General features: G+C 73.5%; 14 protein-coding genes. 8 read left to right on the top strand and 6 right to left on the bottom strand.

Annotation, left to right across the window (positions count from 1 at the left end; all coding sequences use genetic code 11):
• Positions 1-14: 14 nt before the first annotated feature.
• From BX285_RS37160 to ssd, 3 genes are read right to left on the bottom strand one after another with little or no spacing between them, the layout of a single operon-like run.
• A complete protein-coding gene (locus BX285_RS37160; protein ID WP_183107016.1) occupies positions 15-185 on the bottom strand; it encodes a hypothetical protein in 171 nt (56 codons plus the stop codon).
• Complete coding sequence (locus BX285_RS06860; protein ID WP_097237159.1) at positions 182-1,519, bottom strand: TadA family conjugal transfer-associated ATPase; 1,338 nt, start codon at positions 1,517-1,519, stop codon at positions 182-184. Before BX285_RS06860 ends, BX285_RS37160 begins: the two co-directional genes overlap by 4 nt.
• Positions 1,519-2,643 carry a septum site-determining protein Ssd gene (gene ssd, locus BX285_RS06855; protein ID WP_097237158.1) on the bottom strand — a complete coding sequence of 375 codons (1,125 nt, stop codon included), beginning with the start codon at positions 2,641-2,643 and terminating at the stop codon, positions 1,519-1,521. The genes BX285_RS06860 and ssd overlap by 1 nt, the downstream gene beginning before the upstream one ends.
• 834 nt (positions 2,644-3,477) lie before the next feature.
• Between ssd and BX285_RS06850 the strand changes: the two genes are divergently transcribed.
• Complete coding sequence (locus tag BX285_RS06850) at positions 3,478-4,275, top strand: HAD family phosphatase (RefSeq protein WP_097240133.1); 798 nt, start codon at positions 3,478-3,480, stop codon at positions 4,273-4,275.
• Positions 4,276-4,665: 390 nt separating this feature from the next.
• Here BX285_RS06850 and BX285_RS06845 read toward each other — a convergent pair whose 3' ends face one another.
• Positions 4,666-5,556, bottom strand: coding sequence for an oxidoreductase (locus BX285_RS06845; protein ID WP_121174700.1), 891 nt, complete (start codon positions 5,554-5,556; stop codon positions 4,666-4,668).
• A 219-nt stretch (positions 5,557-5,775) separates the two neighbouring features.
• Between BX285_RS06845 and BX285_RS06840 the strand changes: the two genes are divergently transcribed.
• The 7 genes from BX285_RS06840 to BX285_RS06810 all read left to right on the top strand — a co-directional run bounded on the left by BX285_RS06840 (position 5,776) and on the right by BX285_RS06810 (position 15,876).
• Complete coding sequence (locus tag BX285_RS06840) at positions 5,776-6,783, top strand: ATP-binding protein (protein ID WP_121174699.1); 1,008 nt, start codon at positions 5,776-5,778, stop codon at positions 6,781-6,783.
• A gap of 430 nt (positions 6,784-7,213) precedes the next feature.
• The gene (locus BX285_RS06835) at positions 7,214-9,637 is read left to right on the top strand and encodes a SulP family inorganic anion transporter (RefSeq protein WP_121174698.1); all 2,424 of its coding nucleotides are present in this window, start codon (positions 7,214-7,216) and stop codon (positions 9,635-9,637) included.
• Positions 9,638-9,878: 241 nt separating this feature from the next.
• Positions 9,879-11,834 (top strand): acetate--CoA ligase, encoded by a 1,956-nt coding sequence (gene acs, locus BX285_RS06830; RefSeq protein ID WP_121174697.1) that lies wholly within the window; start codon positions 9,879-9,881, stop codon positions 11,832-11,834.
• A 381-nt stretch (positions 11,835-12,215) separates the two neighbouring features.
• Positions 12,216-13,637 carry a Na+/H+ antiporter NhaA gene (gene nhaA / locus BX285_RS06825; RefSeq protein ID WP_121174696.1) on the top strand — a complete coding sequence of 474 codons (1,422 nt, stop codon included), beginning with the start codon at positions 12,216-12,218 and terminating at the stop codon, positions 13,635-13,637.
• Positions 13,638-13,938: 301 nt separating this feature from the next.
• Positions 13,939-14,415, top strand: a complete 477-nt coding sequence (locus BX285_RS06820; RefSeq protein ID WP_097237152.1) for a phage holin family protein — start codon at positions 13,939-13,941, stop codon at positions 14,413-14,415.
• A 92-nt stretch (positions 14,416-14,507) separates the two neighbouring features.
• A complete protein-coding gene (locus tag BX285_RS06815) occupies positions 14,508-15,524 on the top strand; it encodes an alpha/beta fold hydrolase (RefSeq protein WP_121174695.1) in 1,017 nt (338 codons plus the stop codon).
• A 142-nt stretch (positions 15,525-15,666) separates the two neighbouring features.
• Complete coding sequence (locus BX285_RS06810; protein ID WP_143685766.1) at positions 15,667-15,876, top strand: hypothetical protein; 210 nt, start codon at positions 15,667-15,669, stop codon at positions 15,874-15,876.
• Between the two features lie 46 nt (positions 15,877-15,922).
• On the opposite strand, the gene BX285_RS06805 is transcribed toward BX285_RS06810, so the two are convergent.
• On the bottom strand, positions 15,923-16,621 hold the full coding sequence (locus tag BX285_RS06805; protein ID WP_179852823.1) for a metal-dependent hydrolase: 699 nt from the start codon (positions 16,619-16,621) through the stop codon (positions 15,923-15,925).
• 199 nt (positions 16,622-16,820) lie between these two features.
• Positions 16,821-18,005: a MarP family serine protease gene (locus BX285_RS06800; RefSeq protein ID WP_097237149.1), complete on the bottom strand. Its 1,185-nt coding sequence runs from the start codon at positions 18,003-18,005 to the stop codon at positions 16,821-16,823.
• Positions 18,006-18,037 lie beyond the last annotated feature (32 nt).

Genomic DNA, 18,037 nt, shown 5'->3' with positions numbered 1-18,037 from the left:
GTCGTTGCCATCCGTCATCGGCCCTTCCGCCGCCAGGTGCCGAGCAGCGCCACGGCGCCCGTGGCAAAGCCGCAGAGCAGCAGGACGAAGGCGAGCTCCACCGCCCGCACCCCCGGTCCCACCGGCCCGGCCGCCGGCGCCGCAGCCACCGCCGCCATCGCGGCCACCGTCGTCACCGTCGTCACGACGCCCCCGCCCCGAGCGCCACACCACGTGCCGCCAACAGCCCGACCAGCCGCGCCCAGCCCGCCCCGCGCACCAGGCCGCCCTTCGGCGGGAAGGCCACCGAGGGCGTGGTAACCGCCAGCCCGTCGCGGTCCCCGGCCAGCGTGTGGATCTCCGCCACCCGGCGCCGCCCCGAGCCCGGATCCCGGACCAGGTGCACCACCACGTCGAGCGCGGCCCGCAGTTGGCTGTGCAGGGCCGGCCGGTCGAGCCCCGCGAGCGACCCCAGGGCCTCCAGCCGGACCGGCACGTCCGCCGCAGTGTTGGCGTGGACAGTGCCGCAGCCGCCCTCGTGCCCGGTGTTCAACGCCGCCAGCAGGTCCGACACTTCGGCCCCGCGGACCTCCCCGATCACCAGCCGGTCCGGGCGCATCCGCAGCGCCTGGCGGACGAGGTCCCGAAGGGTGAACTCGCCCAGGCCCTCTTGGTTGGGCGGGCGGCTCTGCAGCCGCACCACGTGTGGATGGGCCGGCCGCAGCTCCGCGGAGTCCTCGGCGACCACGATCCGTTCGTCCGACCCGACCAGGCCGAGCAGCGCCGCGAGCAAGGTGGTCTTGCCCGAGCCCGTCCCGCCGGAGACCAGCAGCGACAGCCGCGCCCGCACGATGCCGGCCAGCAGCTCGGCGCCCTCCGGCGGCAGCGCCCCGCCCGCCACCAACTCGTCGAGCGTGAACGGCTTGGGCCGCCAGACCCGCAGCGAGATGTGCGTGCAACCCGCCGCGATCGGCGGCAGCACGGCGTGCAGCCGGGTGCCGTCCGGCAGTCGGGCGTCCACCCAGGGGCGGGCGTCGTCCAACCGCCGCCCGGCCGCGGTGGCCAGCCGGTGGGCCAGCCGCCGCACCTCCTCGGCGTCGGCGAACCGGACTCCGGCGGCCCGGTGCAGGCCGCCGCCACGGTCGACCCACACCTCCTCCGGACCGTTCACCAGGACGTCCGTGACGTCGGGCGCCGCCAGCAGCCGGTCCAGCGGGCCCGCACCCACCAGTTCGGCGCGCAACGAGCGCACGGTGTCCAGGACCTCGTCCCCGCCGAGCGGCGGGCGGTTGGCCCGCAGCGCCGCCGCGACCGAGCCCGCCGTCGGGGCCGCCCCCGACTCGGCCAGCCGCAACCGCACCGCGTCCACCAGGGCCGCCGACCGCTGTTCGCGGGCCGTCCGGCCGTACGGGCAGGGCCCGTGCCCGGCCTCCGGCGGGCCTCCCGGCGGCGGCACGCTCCTGAGCAGCCGGTGCTCCCGCGCACCGCCGCCCGCACCGGGCTCGCCGCTCCGAAGGACTGTTCTGCGCAGACGGACCATCAGTACACACCTCCTCCGACCGCCGGCACCGGCGGCAGCACCTCGTTCAGGAAGGTCGCGCTGAAGCGCGCGAGCGGGCCGCTCTCCCGGAGCCCGGGCGGGACGCCCTTCTCGACGTCCTGGGCCAGGCCCGGTTCCGGTTCCAGCTCCCCCACCAGCGGCAGCCGCAGCCCCCGGGCGATCCGATGGGCCGGGAGCCCGCCGGTCCGCACCGACCGCACCACGGCCCGGACGTCCCCGAGCCTCATCCGGGCTGCTGCCGCGACCCGGTCCGCGGCGGCCACCGCGCGCAGCTCGGCGGGCACCACCAGCAGCGCCAGGTCGGACTGCTCCAGCGCCTGCCCGGCAGCCGCGTCCAGGTGGCGGGGCACGTCGACCACCACCAGCCCGCCACGACGCCTGGAGGCAGCCAGCACGCTGCGCATGGCCTCCGGCGGCACCGTCAGGGTGTCGCCGCGGTCCCAGGAGAGGCAGGACAGCGCGGAGAGCCTTCCGAGCGCCGGCAGCGCCCTGGCCAGCTCCGCCCCGCTCACCCGCCCGCGCGAGCCGGCCAGATCGGGCCAGCGCAGCCCCCGAGCCGTCTCCCCGCCGAGCAGGACGTCGAGGCCGCCGCCCAGCGGATCGCCGTCGATGAGCATGGTCCGCCGGCCCGCCCGCGCGGCCGTGACCGCCAGGGCGCAGGCCAGCGTCGACGCCCCGGCCCCGCCCCGGCCGCCGAGCACCGCGACCGTGACCGCCGGGGGGCCGTCGCCCTCGGCCGCGTCGGCGATCCGGTCGAGCAGCCAGGCCTCCGCGTCGGGCAGGAACAGCACGTGTTCGGCGCCGAGTTGGACGGCCCTGACCCACACGCCCGGGTCGTCCAGATCCAGCCCGAGCAGCAGCACTCCGCCGCGTCGGCCCAGGCCGGAGCAGTGGGCGGCCCGGTCGTCCCCGACCAGGACCAGCGAGGCCGCCTCCCAGAGCTCCCGCGTCGGCGGCGCGCCGCGGACCAGCCTCGGCTCGGTGCCCGCCGCCGCGCAGAGCCGCAGCAGGTGCTCCGCCAGCCCCTCGTCCTCGGTGACGACGAGCGGCCCACAGGCCCCGGCGCCCTCGGCGGTGGCGTGGTCGGCGATCGGTGTCGACATGGTGTCTCCCCTCCGCGCCGCCGGCCACCAGGGCGGCCGGCGGCGCACGTCGGACGGTTCCGACGGACGGCCGCCCGGCAGACCTCCGAAGAAGGGGATGAGGTCATGCCCGGCGACCGCCGCCGACCATCACGGTGGGGGGAGATCCCGATTCCGTCATCCACGTTCCGATTGCCTGTGGATAACTCGGGGGTTGTGGACGAAAACGTTCACCCGGGCGGGGGGCTAATCGGCAAAGAATTGACGAAAGGGGGGCGCGGAGATGAACCGGCGACCCACCGCGCCACGTACGCCCGATCCCCCGACGGGCGCCCGACCGCCTTCCGGCCGCGTCCCGCACCCCGGTGGAACGGCCGCGCACCGCCGATCGGAACCAGCCGTTCGCTCCGCGACAACCCTGAGCAAACGGCAACGCAGAGTGACGAAAGGGGGTGGACGGGCCGGGCGGTCGACACCCCCTGTACACCGCGGGCGGTTCTCGCGCGCCGATCGCCGCGATGGGCCTTCAAGCCCTGAAAATGGCCCCGGACGTGCGACGACCCCCGCCGGGGGGAGAGCGGGGGTCGTCTATCCACAGCCCGACTCGGGGGGGAGGAGCCGGACCGGGTTAGCACGGTCGCGAACGATCCGTGACTTCCATGGTGTACCCGAGCGGCCAGAAACACAAACCCGCACGCCCGCGAGTACGCCGAATGGCGGGGTGTTTTCCGGCTCCCTCTATCCTCGGTTCCCGTGGACACCACCGAGAACGCCGACGACCACGCCGACGAGTCCCCGGGCGACACCACCGGGCCCGAAGAGCTCCGCGCGGAGGTCCGCCCCCGGTCGGGCGGGTTGCGCACGGCGGCCTTCTTCGACCTCGACAAGACCATCATCGCGAAGTCGAGCGCACTGGCCTTCAGCCGCCCGTTCTACCAGGGCGGCCTGATCAACCGTCGGGCCGTACTGCGCAGTGCGTACGCCCAGTTCGTCTTCCTGGTCGGCGGCGCGGACCACGACCAGATGGAGAAGATGCGCGAGTACCTCTCCTCGCTCACCCGCGGCTGGAACGTCCAGCAGGTCCGCGAGATCGTCGCCGAGACCCTGCACAACCTGATCGACCCGATCATCTACGACGAGGCCGCCTCGTTGATCGAGCAGCACCACGCGGCCGGCCGGGACGTGGTGATCGTCAGCAGCTCCGGCTCCGAGGTGGTCGAGCCGATCGGCGCGCTGCTCGGTGCGGACCACGTGATCGCCACCCGGCTCAAGGTGGAGGACGGTTGCTACACCGGCGAGATCGAGTACTACGCCTACGCCGAGAACAAGGCAGCCGCCATCCGGGAGTTGGCCGAGGTCGAGGGCTACGACCTGGCCGCCTCCTACGCCTACAGCGACTCCTCCACCGACCTGCCGCTGCTGGAGGCGGTCGGCCACCCGTCGGCGGTCAACCCGGACCGCGCGCTGCGGAAGGAGGCGCAGGCCCGGGAGTGGCCGGTGCTGGTCTTCGACAAGCCGGTGGAACTCCGGCGGCGGCTGCCCGAGTTCTCCGCTCCGAGCGGCTCGGTGCTGACCGCGGTGGCGGTGGGGACGGCCCTCGCGACCGCAGGGGTGATCTGGTACCTCGCCCGCCGGCGGCGCCCCACCGCCTGAGGCCCCGCCCCACCCTGCACCGGCCCCGTTCTGGACAAAACGGGCAAACGGCACAGACTTCTCGTTTCGGGTTCCCCTTTCGCCCGAAACGCGATACAAATGAAGCACGGCCCGCGAGACCCGGTCAGGACCGAAGAGGTCAAACCGACAACGCAGTTCAGGCCCCACGGACCGCACGTACAGATATCCGAGCACCCACATGCAGCCGACCCGCTGTCGGGCCGCCGGACCAGACGAACGGGCAGGATCCCCGTCTGATCGGCACTTCCGGTGCATGCATGGTCACCCGGTATCCGTACCAGCGGCGGCACCCGGCAGTATCAGGTGCCGCCGCATCTCTGCATGAAGGGCCCCTTCGCGGGGGCCCTTCCGCATGTTCGGCCCGTTCGCTCAGGCCATGCCGCGCTGCATCGCCTCGCAGACCGCCGTGCTCTCCCGCACGCCGAGCCGCAGCGCCCGGCCGCAGTGCGCGATCCAGGCCGCCATCCCCTCGGGGGTGCCCGCCAGGTAGCCCGCGAGGGCCCGGCGGTAGGTGTCGGTGCCGAGCTCCGCCAGGCCGACCTCGGCCGGGCAGATGGCCTTCGGGTCGAGCCCCTCGGCGATCAGCACGATCCGCTGGGCGGCCCGCGCGATCACCCCGTTGTACGCGCCGAACGGCCGCAGCGCGAGCAGTTCGCCGTGCACCACCGATGCCACCACGAGGGCCGGCGTGCCCACGCCCTGGCCCTCCGCGCGCGCCACCAGCAGCCGGGAGAGCTGGTCGAGCCGGGCGGCGACCTCCTCCGCCCCCGGGGCGGGCGGCAGTACGGGCGGCGGCCCGTCCACGGCGTCGACCTCGACGCTCTCCACCGGCGCCAGCTCCAGGGGGAACAGCTCCTCGGCGCCCTCCCCGGCCCGGCGCGGCCGTCCGGCGGCCGGATCCCCGTCGCCGACCGCGAGCAGGTGCAGCCGGGCCAGCACCTGGAGCGGCGAGTGCCGCCAGATGCTGAGCAGCTGGCCGGCCTCGGCGGCGACCCGCAGGCCCGCGCCGACGGTGCGGGCCTCGGCGTCCGCGCCGAAGTCGGTGCGGCGGCGGACCTCCTCCAACGGCCAGTCGGCCCCGGCCAGGGCCGCGGAGGCGCGGGCACCGCGCAGCGCGGACTCGGAGGTGACCTCGGCCGCGCGGCGGCGCATCACCCGGTGGCCGTAGAGCCGGTCGACGGCCTTGCGCACCTCGGCGACCGCGTCGGGCACCCCGGGGAGCTGGGCCAGCGGGGCGAGGGGATCTGTTCCAGTGCTCACCTACCCGAGAGTAATGAACGGGCCGCCCCTCCCGGAACAGCAACCCCGCATCACCCATTAGAGGCAATCCTCACTTCCCTCCCCCGGCGAAGCCCAAACCGCGGCTAGCATGGCCACTATCGGAGACGATAACTATTTCCAACTAGGGTCCGCCCCGTCGCGCGGCCCCTGGGCAGGCGGCCCGGAGCCAGGGCCCTGAGCGAGAGCCGGAGTCCCCAGATGAAGATCGCCTTCGTCGGCAAGGGCGGCAGCGGGAAGACCACGCTGTCCGCACTGTTCATCCGCCACCTGGCCGCCGTCGGTCGTCCGGTCATCGCCGTGGACGCCGACATCAACCAACACCTCGGCCCCGCCCTCGGGCTGACGGACGCCCAGGCCGCCGAGCTGCCCTCGCTCGGCGAACACCTGCCGGAGATCAAGGAGTACCTGCGCGGCGCGAACCCGCTGATCCGCTCGGCCGAGGAGATGATCAAGACCACGCCGCCGGGCCGGGGTTCGCGGCTGCTGCGGATCGTCGAGGAGAACCCGGTCTACGCCGCCTGTGCCCGCCCGATCGCGCTGGACGAGGGGTCCGTCCGGCTGCTGGCGACCGGCGCGTTCGCCGAGGAGGACCTGGGGGTGGCCTGCTACCACTCCAAGGTCGGCGCGGTGGAGCTGCTGCTCAACCACCTGCTGGACGGCCCGGACGAGTACCTGGTCACCGACATGACGGCGGGCTCGGACTCCTTCGCCTCCGGCCTGTTCACCCGCTTCGACCTGACCTTCCTGGTGGCCGAGCCGACCCGCAAGGGCGTCTCCGTCTACCGCCAGTACCGGGACTACGCCCGCGACTTCGGCGTGCAGCTGCGGGTGATCGGCAACAAGGTGCAGGGCCCGGACGACCTGGCCTTCCTGCGCCGCGAAGTCGGCGACGACCTGCTCACCACCTTCGGCCAGTCGGACTGGGTGCGCCGGCTGGAGCAGGGCGCCGAGCCGCCGCTGAGGGCCCTGGAGCCGGCCAACCGCGCGGTACTGGAGGAGCTGCGGGCCGAGGCCGGGGCGGCGTACGGGCGACGGGACGCGCGGCGCTACACCGAGCAGGCCGCGCTCTTCCACCGCCGCAACGCCGAGAGTTGGGCCAACGCCAAGGTCGGCATCGACCTGGCGACCCAGGTGGACGAGGACTTCGTGCTGGGCGAGTTCGCGGCGGACGGCGAGCGGCCGACCCCGGCGGGCGCCCGCGCCTGACCTCCGCCCCGCGCCCACCTCCACTTCCGTCTCCGCGCCCGAACGGGCCGCGGCTTCCCGACACTTCGGGGCGGCCGCGGCCCGTTCGTCGTGTCCCGGCCCGCTCGCGACGACCGGCCCGTTCGACCGCCTCCACCACCGCCACCAGCAGATTCCCGCCGGTTCGAACACCACCCGTTGGGGTGAATCAGGGGGTTTTCCGCTTCCCTCCCGCCACCACGCCGTGCAAAGCTTTCATTACCCTCGGTTTACCGAGTCTTGGGGTCCGCCCCTGATGGTCAGCGCAGGCCGGTGACACCCGCACTCCCCCGCCGCGCCACGCCATCCCGCCACACCGTCGCGACCCACGACAGCCGATCCGCCCGGAGCCCCACCCCGGACTCACCGCCGGACCTGACTGCGTTCGTTCCCCCGGACAGACGGGAAGACAATGACCCTCGACATCTCCAGTGCACCCATCGCCTCCGACACCACCGACCACGCACCACCGGGCCCCGGCGCCCGGACGCGCTGGGCGCAGGACCTCTCCGCCTCGCTCGTGGTGTTCCTGATCGCCGTGCCGTTCTCCCTCGGCATCGCGCTGGCCACCGGCGCCCCGCTCACCGCCGGCCTGGCCGCCGCGGCCGTGGGCGGCATCGTGGTCGGACTGTCCGGCGGCACCATGCTCATGGTCAGCGGCCCGTCGGCGGCGCTGACCGTCATCACCGCCGGGCTGATCGCCCAGTACGGCTGGCAGGCCACCTGCGCCGTCACCCTCGCCGCCGGGCTGCTCCAACTCCTGCTCGGGGTGCGCCGGGTGGCCCGGACGGCGCTCGCCGTCTCGCCCGCGATCGTGCACGGCATGCTGGCCGGGGTCGGGCTCACCATCGCCATCGCGCAGCTGCACGTCGTGCTGGGCGGTTCGCCGCAGAGCTCCGCGATCGCCAACCTCCTGGCGCTGCCAGGGCAGTTGGCCGGTCCGCACCCGAGCGCGCTGCTGATCGGCGCGGTGACCGTGGCCGTCCTGCTCGGCTGGCCCAGGCTCGGCCGACTCCCCGGCCGGGCAGGCGAGTTGGGCGCCCGCTTGGGCAAGGTGCCGGGCCCGCTGGCCGCCGTCGCCCTGGCCACCGCCCTGGCGCTCACCCTGGGCCTGCAGCTCGCCCACATCGAACTGCCCGCCTGGCAGCCGCACGCGTTCGTGCCCGCCCTGCCGCACGGCCCGGTGCTCGGCGTGATCGCCGCCGTCCTCACCGTCACCGCCGTCGCCAGCGTGGAATCGCTGCTGTCCGCCGTCGCCATCGACCGGATGTCGCGGCGCACCGGCGACCTCGACCGCGAGCTGCGCGGCCAGGGCCTCGCCAACCTGGTGAGCGGCCTGGTCGGCGGGCTGCCGATCGCCGGCGGCGCCGTGCGCAGCACCGCCAACGTGCAGGCCGGCGCGCAGACCCGGTGGTCCTCGGTGCTGCACGGCGTCTGGGTGCTGGCCGCCGCGCTGGCGCTGACCGGCGGCCTGCGCCGGATTCCGCTGGCCGCGCTCGCCGCGCTGGTGATGGTGGTCGGGCTGCAGATGGTGAGCTTCGCGCACATCCGCAACGTGCACCGGCACCGGGAGTTCCCGGTCTACCTGACCACCGTGGTCGCCGTGGTGGCCGCCGGGGTGCTCTGGGGCGTCGCGATCGGCGCCGGCACCGCGGTCCTGCTCGCGCTCTACCGGCTGACCCGCGCCCATGTGGACGTCGAGGCCGGGACGGACGGGTCGGTCACCGTCCGGACCCACGGCCCGCTCACCTTCACCGCCGTGCCCCGGCTCAGCCGGGCGCTGGCCGGCATCCCGGCGGGGGCCGGGGTCACCGTGGTCCACGACGGCTCCTTCCTGGACCACGCCGCGTACGAGACGCTGCACACCTGGCGGGCGAGCCACCAGGACGCGGGCGGCCGGGTCTCGATGGTGACCAGGCGCCAGGACGACGAGGTGCTCGACCCCGACGGCACGGTGCGCGCGGGCAGTTCGCCGGGCCCCCACCGCTGCCGGGCCTGGACGCCCTGGGTCGGCCACCACTGCATCGACCAGCAGGAGGACCCGCACGACCGGCTGCTGGACGGCGTCCGCGGGTTCCAGCTGCACACCGCGCCGCTGATCAGGCCCGAACTCGCCCGGCTGGCACGGGAGGGGCAGACGCCCTCGCAGCTCTTCCTGACCTGCGCGGACTCGCGGATGGTGACCAGCATGATCACCAGCAGCGGTCCGGGCGACCTCTTCACCGTCCGAAACGTGGGCAACCTGGTGCCGGCCCCCTTCGAACCCGGCGCCGCCGACGACTCGGTGGCCGCCGCCGTGCAGTACGCGGTCGAGGTGCTGGAGGTTCGCTCGATCACGGTGTGCGGGCACTCCGGCTGCGGCGCGATGAAGGCCCTGCTGGACGGCGTGCACGAGCGCCCCGGGCCACCCACCCCGCTGGCCCGCTGGCTGCGCAACGGCCGCGGCTCGCTGGACCGGCTCCGGCGGGTGCCCGCCGAGTTCGCCGACCGGCCGGCGGTGGATCCGGTGGAGCAGCTCTGCATCACCAACGTGCTCCAGCAGTTGGACCAGCTGATGGCGAACCCGGCAGTGGAGCGCAGGGTCGAGGAGGGCACTCTGCGGCTGGTCGGGATGTACTTCGACTTCGCCACCGCCCAGGCCTACGTCCTGGACCGCGCCACCGGGACGTTCAGTCCGGTGGAGGCCCGACCTGACGGCGCATCGGCCGCCCCGGCGGTCGGCGCATCGGTCGGCGCATCGGTCGGCGCTGGGACCGGCGTATCGGCCGAACGGGTGAGAAAGGACGGCCGGGTTCCGGCCGGCGACGGCAAGGAGGACCCGCTCCTGGCCGCGTGAGAGCCGGGCCCGTGTCCCCGCCGGGCGGGCCGGGGCACGGGCCCACCTGCCACCGTACGGTCCTCCGCCTCCGCGCGGCGGACCGTACGCAACCGTACGACCATCGGTCAAAGGTCTACACCAATTCTCCGGCGCCTCTTGTCAAGTGGCCCGTTCGCCTGGTGAGCTTGTGCGCTGGGACACACGGGACGGTCGCCACGCACGCGACCACCCGAGATCATGACTCGATGAGGAGTGCGCGTTGAGCAACGAGAGCCTGGCCAACCTGCTGAGGGAGGAGCGTCGCTTCGCCCCGCCGGCAGAGCTCGCCGCAGCCGCCAACGTCACCGCGGCCGCGTACGCGCAGGCCTCCGAGGACCGCCTGGGCTTCTGGGCCGAGCAGGCCCGCCGACTCAGCTGGGCCGTCGAGCCGACCGAGACGCTCGACTGGTCCAACCCGCCCTTCGCCAAGTGGTTCGCCGACGGCAAGCTCAACGTGGCGTACAACTGCGTCGACCGCCACGTCGAGGCCGGCCTCGGCGACCGCGTCGCCATCCACTTCGAGGGCGAGCCCGGCGACAGCCGCTCGATCACCTACGCCCAGCTCAAGGACGAGGTCTCGCAGGCCGCCAACGCGCTGCTGGAGCTCGGAGTCCGCAAGGGCGACCGGGTGGCGGTCTACCTGCCGATGATCGCCGAGGCGGTCGTCGCGATCCTCGCCTGTGCCCGGATCGGCGCCACCCACTCGGTGGTCTTCGGCGGCTTCTCCGCCGACGCTGTCGCCTCCCGCATCCAGGACGCCCAGGCCAAGCTGGTCATCACCGCCGACGGCGGCTACCGCCGCGGCAAGGCCTCCGCGCTCAAGCCGGCCATCGACGAGGCGCTCACCAAGGTCGACGGCGTCGAGCACGTCCTGGTGATCCGCCGCACCGAGCAGGAGATCGCCTGGACCGAGGGCCGCGACGTCTGGTGGCACGAGATCACCGCGCGCCAGTCCACCCAGCACACCCCCGAGGCGCACGAGGCCGAGCACCCGCTGTTCATCCTCTACACCTCGGGCACCACCGGTAAGCCCAAGGGCATCCTGCACACCTCGGGGGGCTACCTCACCCAGGCCAGCTACACCCACCACGCCGTCTTCGACCTCAAGCCGGAGACCGACGTCTACTGGTGCACCGCCGACATCGGCTGGGTCACCGGCCACTCGTACATCGTCTACGGCCCGCTCTCCAACGGCGCCACCCAGGTCATCTACGAGGGCACCCCGGACACCCCGCACCAGGGCCGGTTCTGGGAGATCGTCCAGAAGTACGGCGTGACCATCCTCTACACCGCGCCGACCGCGATCCGCACCTTCATGAAGTGGGGCGACGACATCCCCGCGAAGTTCGACCTGTCCTCGCTGCGAGTGCTGGGCAGCGTGGGCGAGCCGATCAACCCGGAGGCATGGGTCTGGTACCGCGAGCACATCGGGGCCGGCAAGGCACCGATCGTGGACACCTGGTGGCAGACCGAGACCGGCGCCATCATGATCAGCCCGCTGCCGGGCGTCACCGAGACCAAGCCGGGCTCGGCCCAGCGCGCCCTGCCGGGCATCGCAGCCACCGTGGTCGACGACGAGGCCAACGAGGTCCCGAACGGCTCCGGCGGCTACCTGGTGCTCACCGAGCCGTGGCCGTCCATGCTCCGCACCATCTGGGGCGACGACCAGCGCTACATCGACACCTACTGGTCGCGCTTTGCGGGCCGCTACTTCGCCGGTGACGGCGCCAAGAAGGACGAGGACGGCGACATCTGGCTGCTCGGCCGGGTGGACGACGTCATGCTCGTCTCGGGCCACAACATCTCCACCACCGAGGTCGAGTCGGCCCTGGTCGGCCACCCGTCCGTGGCCGAGTCCGCGGTGGTCGGCGCCACCGACGCCACCACCGGGCAGGCCATCGTCGCCTTCGTGATCCTGCGCGGCGGCGCCACCGAGAGCCCCGAGCTGGTCGAGGAGCTGCGGGCGCACGTCGGCCGCACGCTCGGCCCGATCGCCAAGCCGAAGCAGATCAAGGTGGTCGGCGAGCTGCCGAAGACCCGCTCCGGCAAGATCATGCGCCGACTGCTGCGCGACATCGCCGAGGGCCGCGAGGTGGGGGACACCACCACCCTGGCCGACAGCTCCGTGATGAGCCAGATCCAGGCCCAGCTGCCGCCCACCGCCAGCAACGGCTGAGCAGGCTGAACCGGCGGCCGTGCCCCGGGCGGTGACCACCGTCCGGGGCACGGCCGTCGCGCTTTCCGGCACCGGCGGACGGGGCCGTGCGCGGCCCGCGAGGGCGGACCGGGCGCGCAGGGGCGAAGAGGGCGAAGAAGCGGGCGGCAGGCCGTTCGGGGGGCGGGCGGCTGCTCCTCCGGAGTGCAGAACCGGCCCGCAGGGCTTAAGTCCTTTAACAGGACGATCCGGATGCCATCTGAACGTCCCGGTAGACTGCAAAGGACGCATCAAGATCCTCCCGCAGGAATCCGGGCGTCACAGGGCGCGCCGGGAAGTCTGGTCGGCAACTGCACCACCCGTGCATCCGTTGCCGCTCTCAGCCCCCCGAGGAGGTCCCTCGTGACCGACCAGCCGCCCGTCCAGGAGCCGACGACCCGCCGCCGGCAGTTCCTCGGCCGGCTGTCACTGCCCGAGCGGACCTTCATCACCGACGCCCTGCGCACCGAGACGGTCGGCGGCGTCCTGCTGCTGGCCGCCGCCGTGATCGCGCTGATCTGGGCCAACGTCTGGCCGCACGCCTACCAGAGCATGCTCGACTACACCGTCGGCCCCTCCGCCCCGCTGCACCTCGACCTGTCCCTCGCCTCCTGGGCCAAGGACGGGCTGCTGACGATCTTCTTCTTCGTCGCCGGGATCGAGCTCAAGCGCGAGTTCGTGGCCGGCGAGCTGCGCACACCGAGCGCCGCTCTGCTGCCCGTCGTCGCCGCCGTCTGCGGCGTCGCGCTGCCCGCGATCCTGTTCGCCCTGGTGAACTCCGGCAGCGGCGGGCACCCCGGCGGCTGGGCGATCCCGACCGCCACCGACATCGCCTTCGCACTCGGCGTGCTCGCCGTGGTCGGCAGCCACCTGCCCTCCGCGCTGCGCGCCTTCCTGCTGACCCTGGCCGTCGTCGACGACCTGATCGCGATCCTGATCATCGCGGTCTTCTACAGCTCCGGCATCAAGTTCTGGGCGCTCGGGCTGGCCTTCGCCGGGCTGGTGCTGTTCTGGTTCCTGCACCGGCGCGGGGTGCACGGCTGGTACCTGTTCGTGCCGCTGGCCGTGGTGACCTGGGCACTGATGCACGAGAGCGGCATCCACGCCACGGTGGCCGGCGTCGCTATGGGCCTGATGCTGCGCTGCCACCGGGAGGGCGACGAGCAGCACTCCCCCGGCGAGCACATCGAGCACCTGGCCCGTCCGCTCTCGGCCGGACTGGCCGTCCCGGTCTTCGCGCTGTTCTCGGCCGGGGTGGCCGTCTCCGGCCCCGCGCTGCGCGAGGTGTTCACCCAGGCCACCCCGATCGGCATCGTGGTCGGCCTGCTCGTCGGCAAGTCCGTGGGCATATTCGGCGGTACCTGGCTGACCGCCCGGTTCACCAGGGCCGAGCTGAACCCTCGGCTCAAGTGGGCCGACCTGGTGGCCGTCTCGGTGCTCGCGGGCATCGGCTTCACCGTCTCGCTGCTGATCAGCGAGCTGGCCTTCCCGGACGACCCGGCACTCGCCGAACGCGCCAAGACCGCCGTCCTGGTCGGCTCACTGCTCTGCGCGACGATCGCCACCGTGCTGCTGAAGCTGCGCAACCGGCACTACCGCGCGCTGTGCGAGGAGGAGGACCGGGACCTGGACGGGGACGGGATCCCCGACGTCTACCAGCAGGACGACCCGGCCTGGCGGGCCCGGGTCTCCGGCGCCGCGCGACCGCTGCCCGACGGGGCCGCCGGGGAGGTCGGGGACGCCGGGAGCCCCGGCGGCCGCGGCCGTACCGGGCCGGGACGCTGACGGCCCCTCCGGCCGGACCCGCGCCAAGAGCCGGCTTCGTGCCCGGAGACGGCCGCGCGCCAGGACCCCGAGGAGGGCTCCCCGGCCCCGGGCGACCCCCGACCCCCTTCCGGGAGCCTCCGGAGGCCGTCCGTGGCCGGGACACGTCCCTCCGGCGGGGCCCCGGAGTGGTGTCCGACTGACCGGTAGGGGCATGATTCTGAGCTGTCGACAATCCACTGACGCCTCCGGACCCCCCACCGGCCCCGGAACCGCACACCGCGGCGGCGTCACGCCGCACAGCCGCAGAGGAGAACCGCTGATGCCCGCAGGAGCCGCAGACCCGTCCAGCAACGGCCGGGCGCCCTACGAGGGCGAGCGTTCGGTGGGGCAGCTGTTCGCGGCGGCCACCGCCGACCTGTCCGCGCTGGTCCACGACGAGATCGCGCTCGCCAAGGCCGAGATCCGGGCGGACGTCAAGCGCGGCGTGTCCGGCGGTGTCTCGCTGGCGGTCGCCGGTGTGGTGGCGCTCTTCTCCATCCCGATGCTGAGCGCCGCGGCGGCCTTCGGCATCCACGCGCTGGGCCTGTCGCTGGGCTGGTCCTTCCTGATCGTGGCCGGTGCCTACCTGGTGCTCGCGGTGCTGCTCGGGCTGCTGGCGTTCCGCTCGTTCAAGAAGATCGAGAAGCCCGTCCGCACCATCGAGGGCGCCCAGAAGACCGCCGACGTGCTGAAGAACGCCCGGCCCCGCCCGGCCACCAAGGAGGAGATCGACCGGGCCCTGGGCCGCATCCCGTAACCGGCCGGCGGCCCGGGCCGGGCGAGCGCCCGGACCCGCCGACAGTGAGTGCCGGGCACGTGTCCGGCGCACGGATGTGACACGCTCTCGGTATGCCGCTTGACCAGAAGCCCGTGCCCGCGCAGCCGTCCGCCGTTTCCGGCCCCGCCTCCGGCCCCGACGCCGAAGCGCCCGACGCGGCGGCCACGGGGGCCGCTGCGGCCGCGGAGCCGTGGAGCATCCGGCAGGCCGGCCCGTGGACGCACCGCGACCTGGCGGCCAACGGCGCCCGCTTCCACATCGCGGAGCTGGGCTCGGGTCCGCTGGTGCTGCTGGTGCACGGCTGGCCGGAGTACTGGTGGGCCTGGCGCCACCAGCTGACCGCGCTCGCCGAGGCCGGATACCGGGCGGTGGCACTGGACCTGCGGGGCATCGGCGGCAGCGACCGCACCCCGCGCGGCTACGACCCGGGCAACCTCGCGCTGGACATCACCGGGGTGATCCGCTCGCTCGGGGAGCGCCGGGCGCACCTGGTCGGGCACGCCTCGGGCGGCACCCTGGCCTGGGTGGCGGCGGTGATGCGCCCGTCCGTGATCCAGAGCCTGACGGTGGTCTCCGCCGCGCACCCGCGGGACCTGCGCCGGGCGCTGCTGACCGACCGGCACCAGTTCGCCGCCTTCGAGCACGTGCTGGGCTTCCAGCGCCCGTGGATACCGGAACGCCGTCTGGTGGCCGACGACGCCGAACTGGTCGGCCGCTACCTGACCTCCTGGACCGGCCCGAACGGCCTGGACGAGGCCGCGGTGCACGCGTACCGGCAGGCGATCCAGATCCCCAGCACGGCGCACTGCTCGATCGAGCCTTACCGCTGGCTGCTGCGGTCGCTGGCCCGGCCGGACGGCATCCAGTTCGCCCGGCGGATGAAGAAGCCGATCACCGCGCCGACCCTGCACGTCCAGGGCGCGGCGGACCCGGTGCTGCTGTCGCGCACCGCGCTCGGCGGCGGCGAGTACGTGGCGGCGCCGTACCGCTGGCGGCTGATGCCGGAGGTCGGGCACTTCCCGCACGAGGAGGCGCCGGAGGAGTTCACGGCCGAGCTGCTGGACTGGGTCGGCCTTCACAAGGAGTGACGCGGGGCGGGCCGGCGGCGGAACGGAACGACGGGTCCGCGGACCCAACTCCCTTGATGTTGCGTTCATATGACAAACGCATAGGCCAAGTTCGGGGAGACCGGGCGGTTACTCCCACCGGCCCAGGGGCATCCATACCGGTATGAGTTGGATGCCCGATCGCGGCGTCGCCCCGCGCGGCCGACGCCGGAACAGCCCGCAGCGCTCCGTCCACCGCCCCGACCGGGCGGACGACCTCGGCTTCGACGGCCTCGACCCCCGGCAGCGCGCGGAACGGCGACAGCTCGGCATCCCGCACATCCTCGGCCGGCGCGCCCGCTGGGTGGGCGCACGACTGCGGCGCGAGACCTGAGGCCCCGCGCCGCGGTCGTCGGACGGTGAAGGTCGGACGGTGAAGGTCAGTTGGTGATCGGCGACAGTGCGGTGAACCAGAGCAGCACGAAGGTCGCCACCGACATGATCGGCACCAGCACCTTGGTCTCCACGCTGTTGCCGCTGCGCTTGATCAGCACGATCTCGTAGCGCTCCTTGTGCGGCCAGAGCAGCGGCGCGCCCTTCTTCGTCAGGCAGTCGCCCAGCAGGTGCGCCAGCGTGCCCAGCCCCACCGCGTACGGCAGCCAGCCCGGCGCGTTGGGCATCCAGGTGTTCATCCCGAAGGTGCCGAGCGCGGCCAGGCCCATGACGGTGATCCACGCCTCCGGTCCGTTGCTCGGCGGGCAGAGCCGCAGCGCGCGGATGGCGAGTGCCAGCAGGACGAAGGTCAGCGCCAGCGTGAAGTTGCGGCCCAGGAAGGTGACGCCCGCCCAGGTGCCGCCGCCCATCAGGGCGACGAACAGCAGCGAGTGGGTGGCGTGCCGGTGGCCTCCGGAGGCCCAGGCCACGAAGCGGCAGAGCAGCTTGGAGACCGGGCCCAGGAAGTTGGCGATCGAGCCGTCGTGGTGGTCGAGGTCCGGCAGCAGCGCCGCGCCCGCGCACAGCACCGTGCCCATCAGGATGTCCGCCGGCTGCAGCGTGGTGTGCAGCAGCAGCGGGGGCAGGAAGGGGGCCGACGCCGCGTACAGCATCGCCCCGCTCACCGCGTGCGAATGACCCATCATCGGACTGCCACGACCTCCCCGTGAAGCCCACTCCGGGACGGCGCCCGGTTGAGCCGAACGGGTGAGCGCGGCCGAGGCTACCAGGGCCGGCTGACGGCACGACGGATATCGGACAGAGCGTTTCCGGCCGAGGTGTCGGCGGGCGGAGGCGGGGCGGTCCCGGCCGAGGTGTCGGCGAGCGGGGACGGGGCGGTTCCGGTCAGAGCGCGCAACCCTGGGTGTCCACCCGGGCGGTCGCGGCGCCGCCCTGCTGGACGTCCTCGCGCACCTCGGCCGCGGTCAGCACGTACCCGGTGTCGGCGCTGTCCAGCGACTTGGCGAACACCACGCCGTACACCTGGCCGTCCGGGGTGAGCAGCGGGCCGCCGCTGTTGCCCTGGCGGACCACCGAGCGCACCGAGTAGACGTCGCGCATCACCTGGCCGCGATGGTAGATGTCCGGGCCGTTGGCCTGGATCCGACCGCGGATGCGGGCCGGCTGGACGTTGAAGGCGCCGTTCTCCGGGAAGCCGGCCACGATCGCGCTGTCGTTGGTCTTCGCCTCGCCCGCGAAGGTCAGCGCGGGCGCGTTCAGCTTGGGCACGTCCAGGACGGCGATGTCGCGCTGCCAGTCGTAGCGGACCACCGTGGCGTCGTACAGCTGGCCGACGCCGCCGATCTGCACGGTCGGCTCGTTGACCCCGCCGACCACGTGGGCGTTGGTCATCACCCGGTGCGGGGCGAAGACGAAGCCGCTGCCCTCCAGGGTCTTGCCGCAGGAGGTCGCCGTGCCGACCACCTTGACCAGGCTCTGCCGGGCCCGCGCCACCGCCGGGCTGGCGGCCAGCGCCGGGTCCGGGGTGTCGACCTGGGTGATCGGCTCGTGCTCGAAGGGGTTGAAGACCTGCGGGAAGCCGTTGCGGGCGAGCACCTTGGAGAAGTCCGAGAACCAGTTCGGGGCGTCGGAGGGCAGCGCGTTCTGCACCCCGCCCAGGATCGCCGAGGAACGGACCTGCTTGGAGACCGTCGGCAGCGAGGCCCCGGCCAGCGCCGAGCCGATCAGCCAGGCCACCAGCAGCATCGAGACCACGTTCACCACCGCGCCGCCCGAGGCGTCCAGTACCCGGGCCGGGCGACGGTCGATGTGGCCGCGCAGCTTCCAGCCGAAGTGCGCGGTGATCGCCTGGCCGACCGCGGCCAGGACGATCACCACCACCACGGCCACCACCGAGGCCGTCGTACCGGGGCTGAGGTGGTCGAGCAGCAGCGGCAGCAGCTCGACGGCCAGCAGCCCGCCGCCGAGGAAGCCGACCAGCGACAGGACCCCGACCACGAAGCCCTGCCGGTAGCCCGACACGGCGAATCCCACGGCGGCGAGGATCAGCAGGACATCCAGGACGTTCACTCCGACACCCTCCCACGGCCCGCTAGCCGGAT

It is taken from the genome of Streptomyces sp. 1114.5 (assembly GCF_003635085.1).
In the GTDB taxonomy this organism is placed as follows: Bacteria; Actinomycetota; Actinomycetes; order Streptomycetales; family Streptomycetaceae; genus Kitasatospora.
The sequence above is the reverse complement of the archived record's forward strand: the minus strand, read 5'-3'. Positions and strand labels throughout refer to the sequence as shown.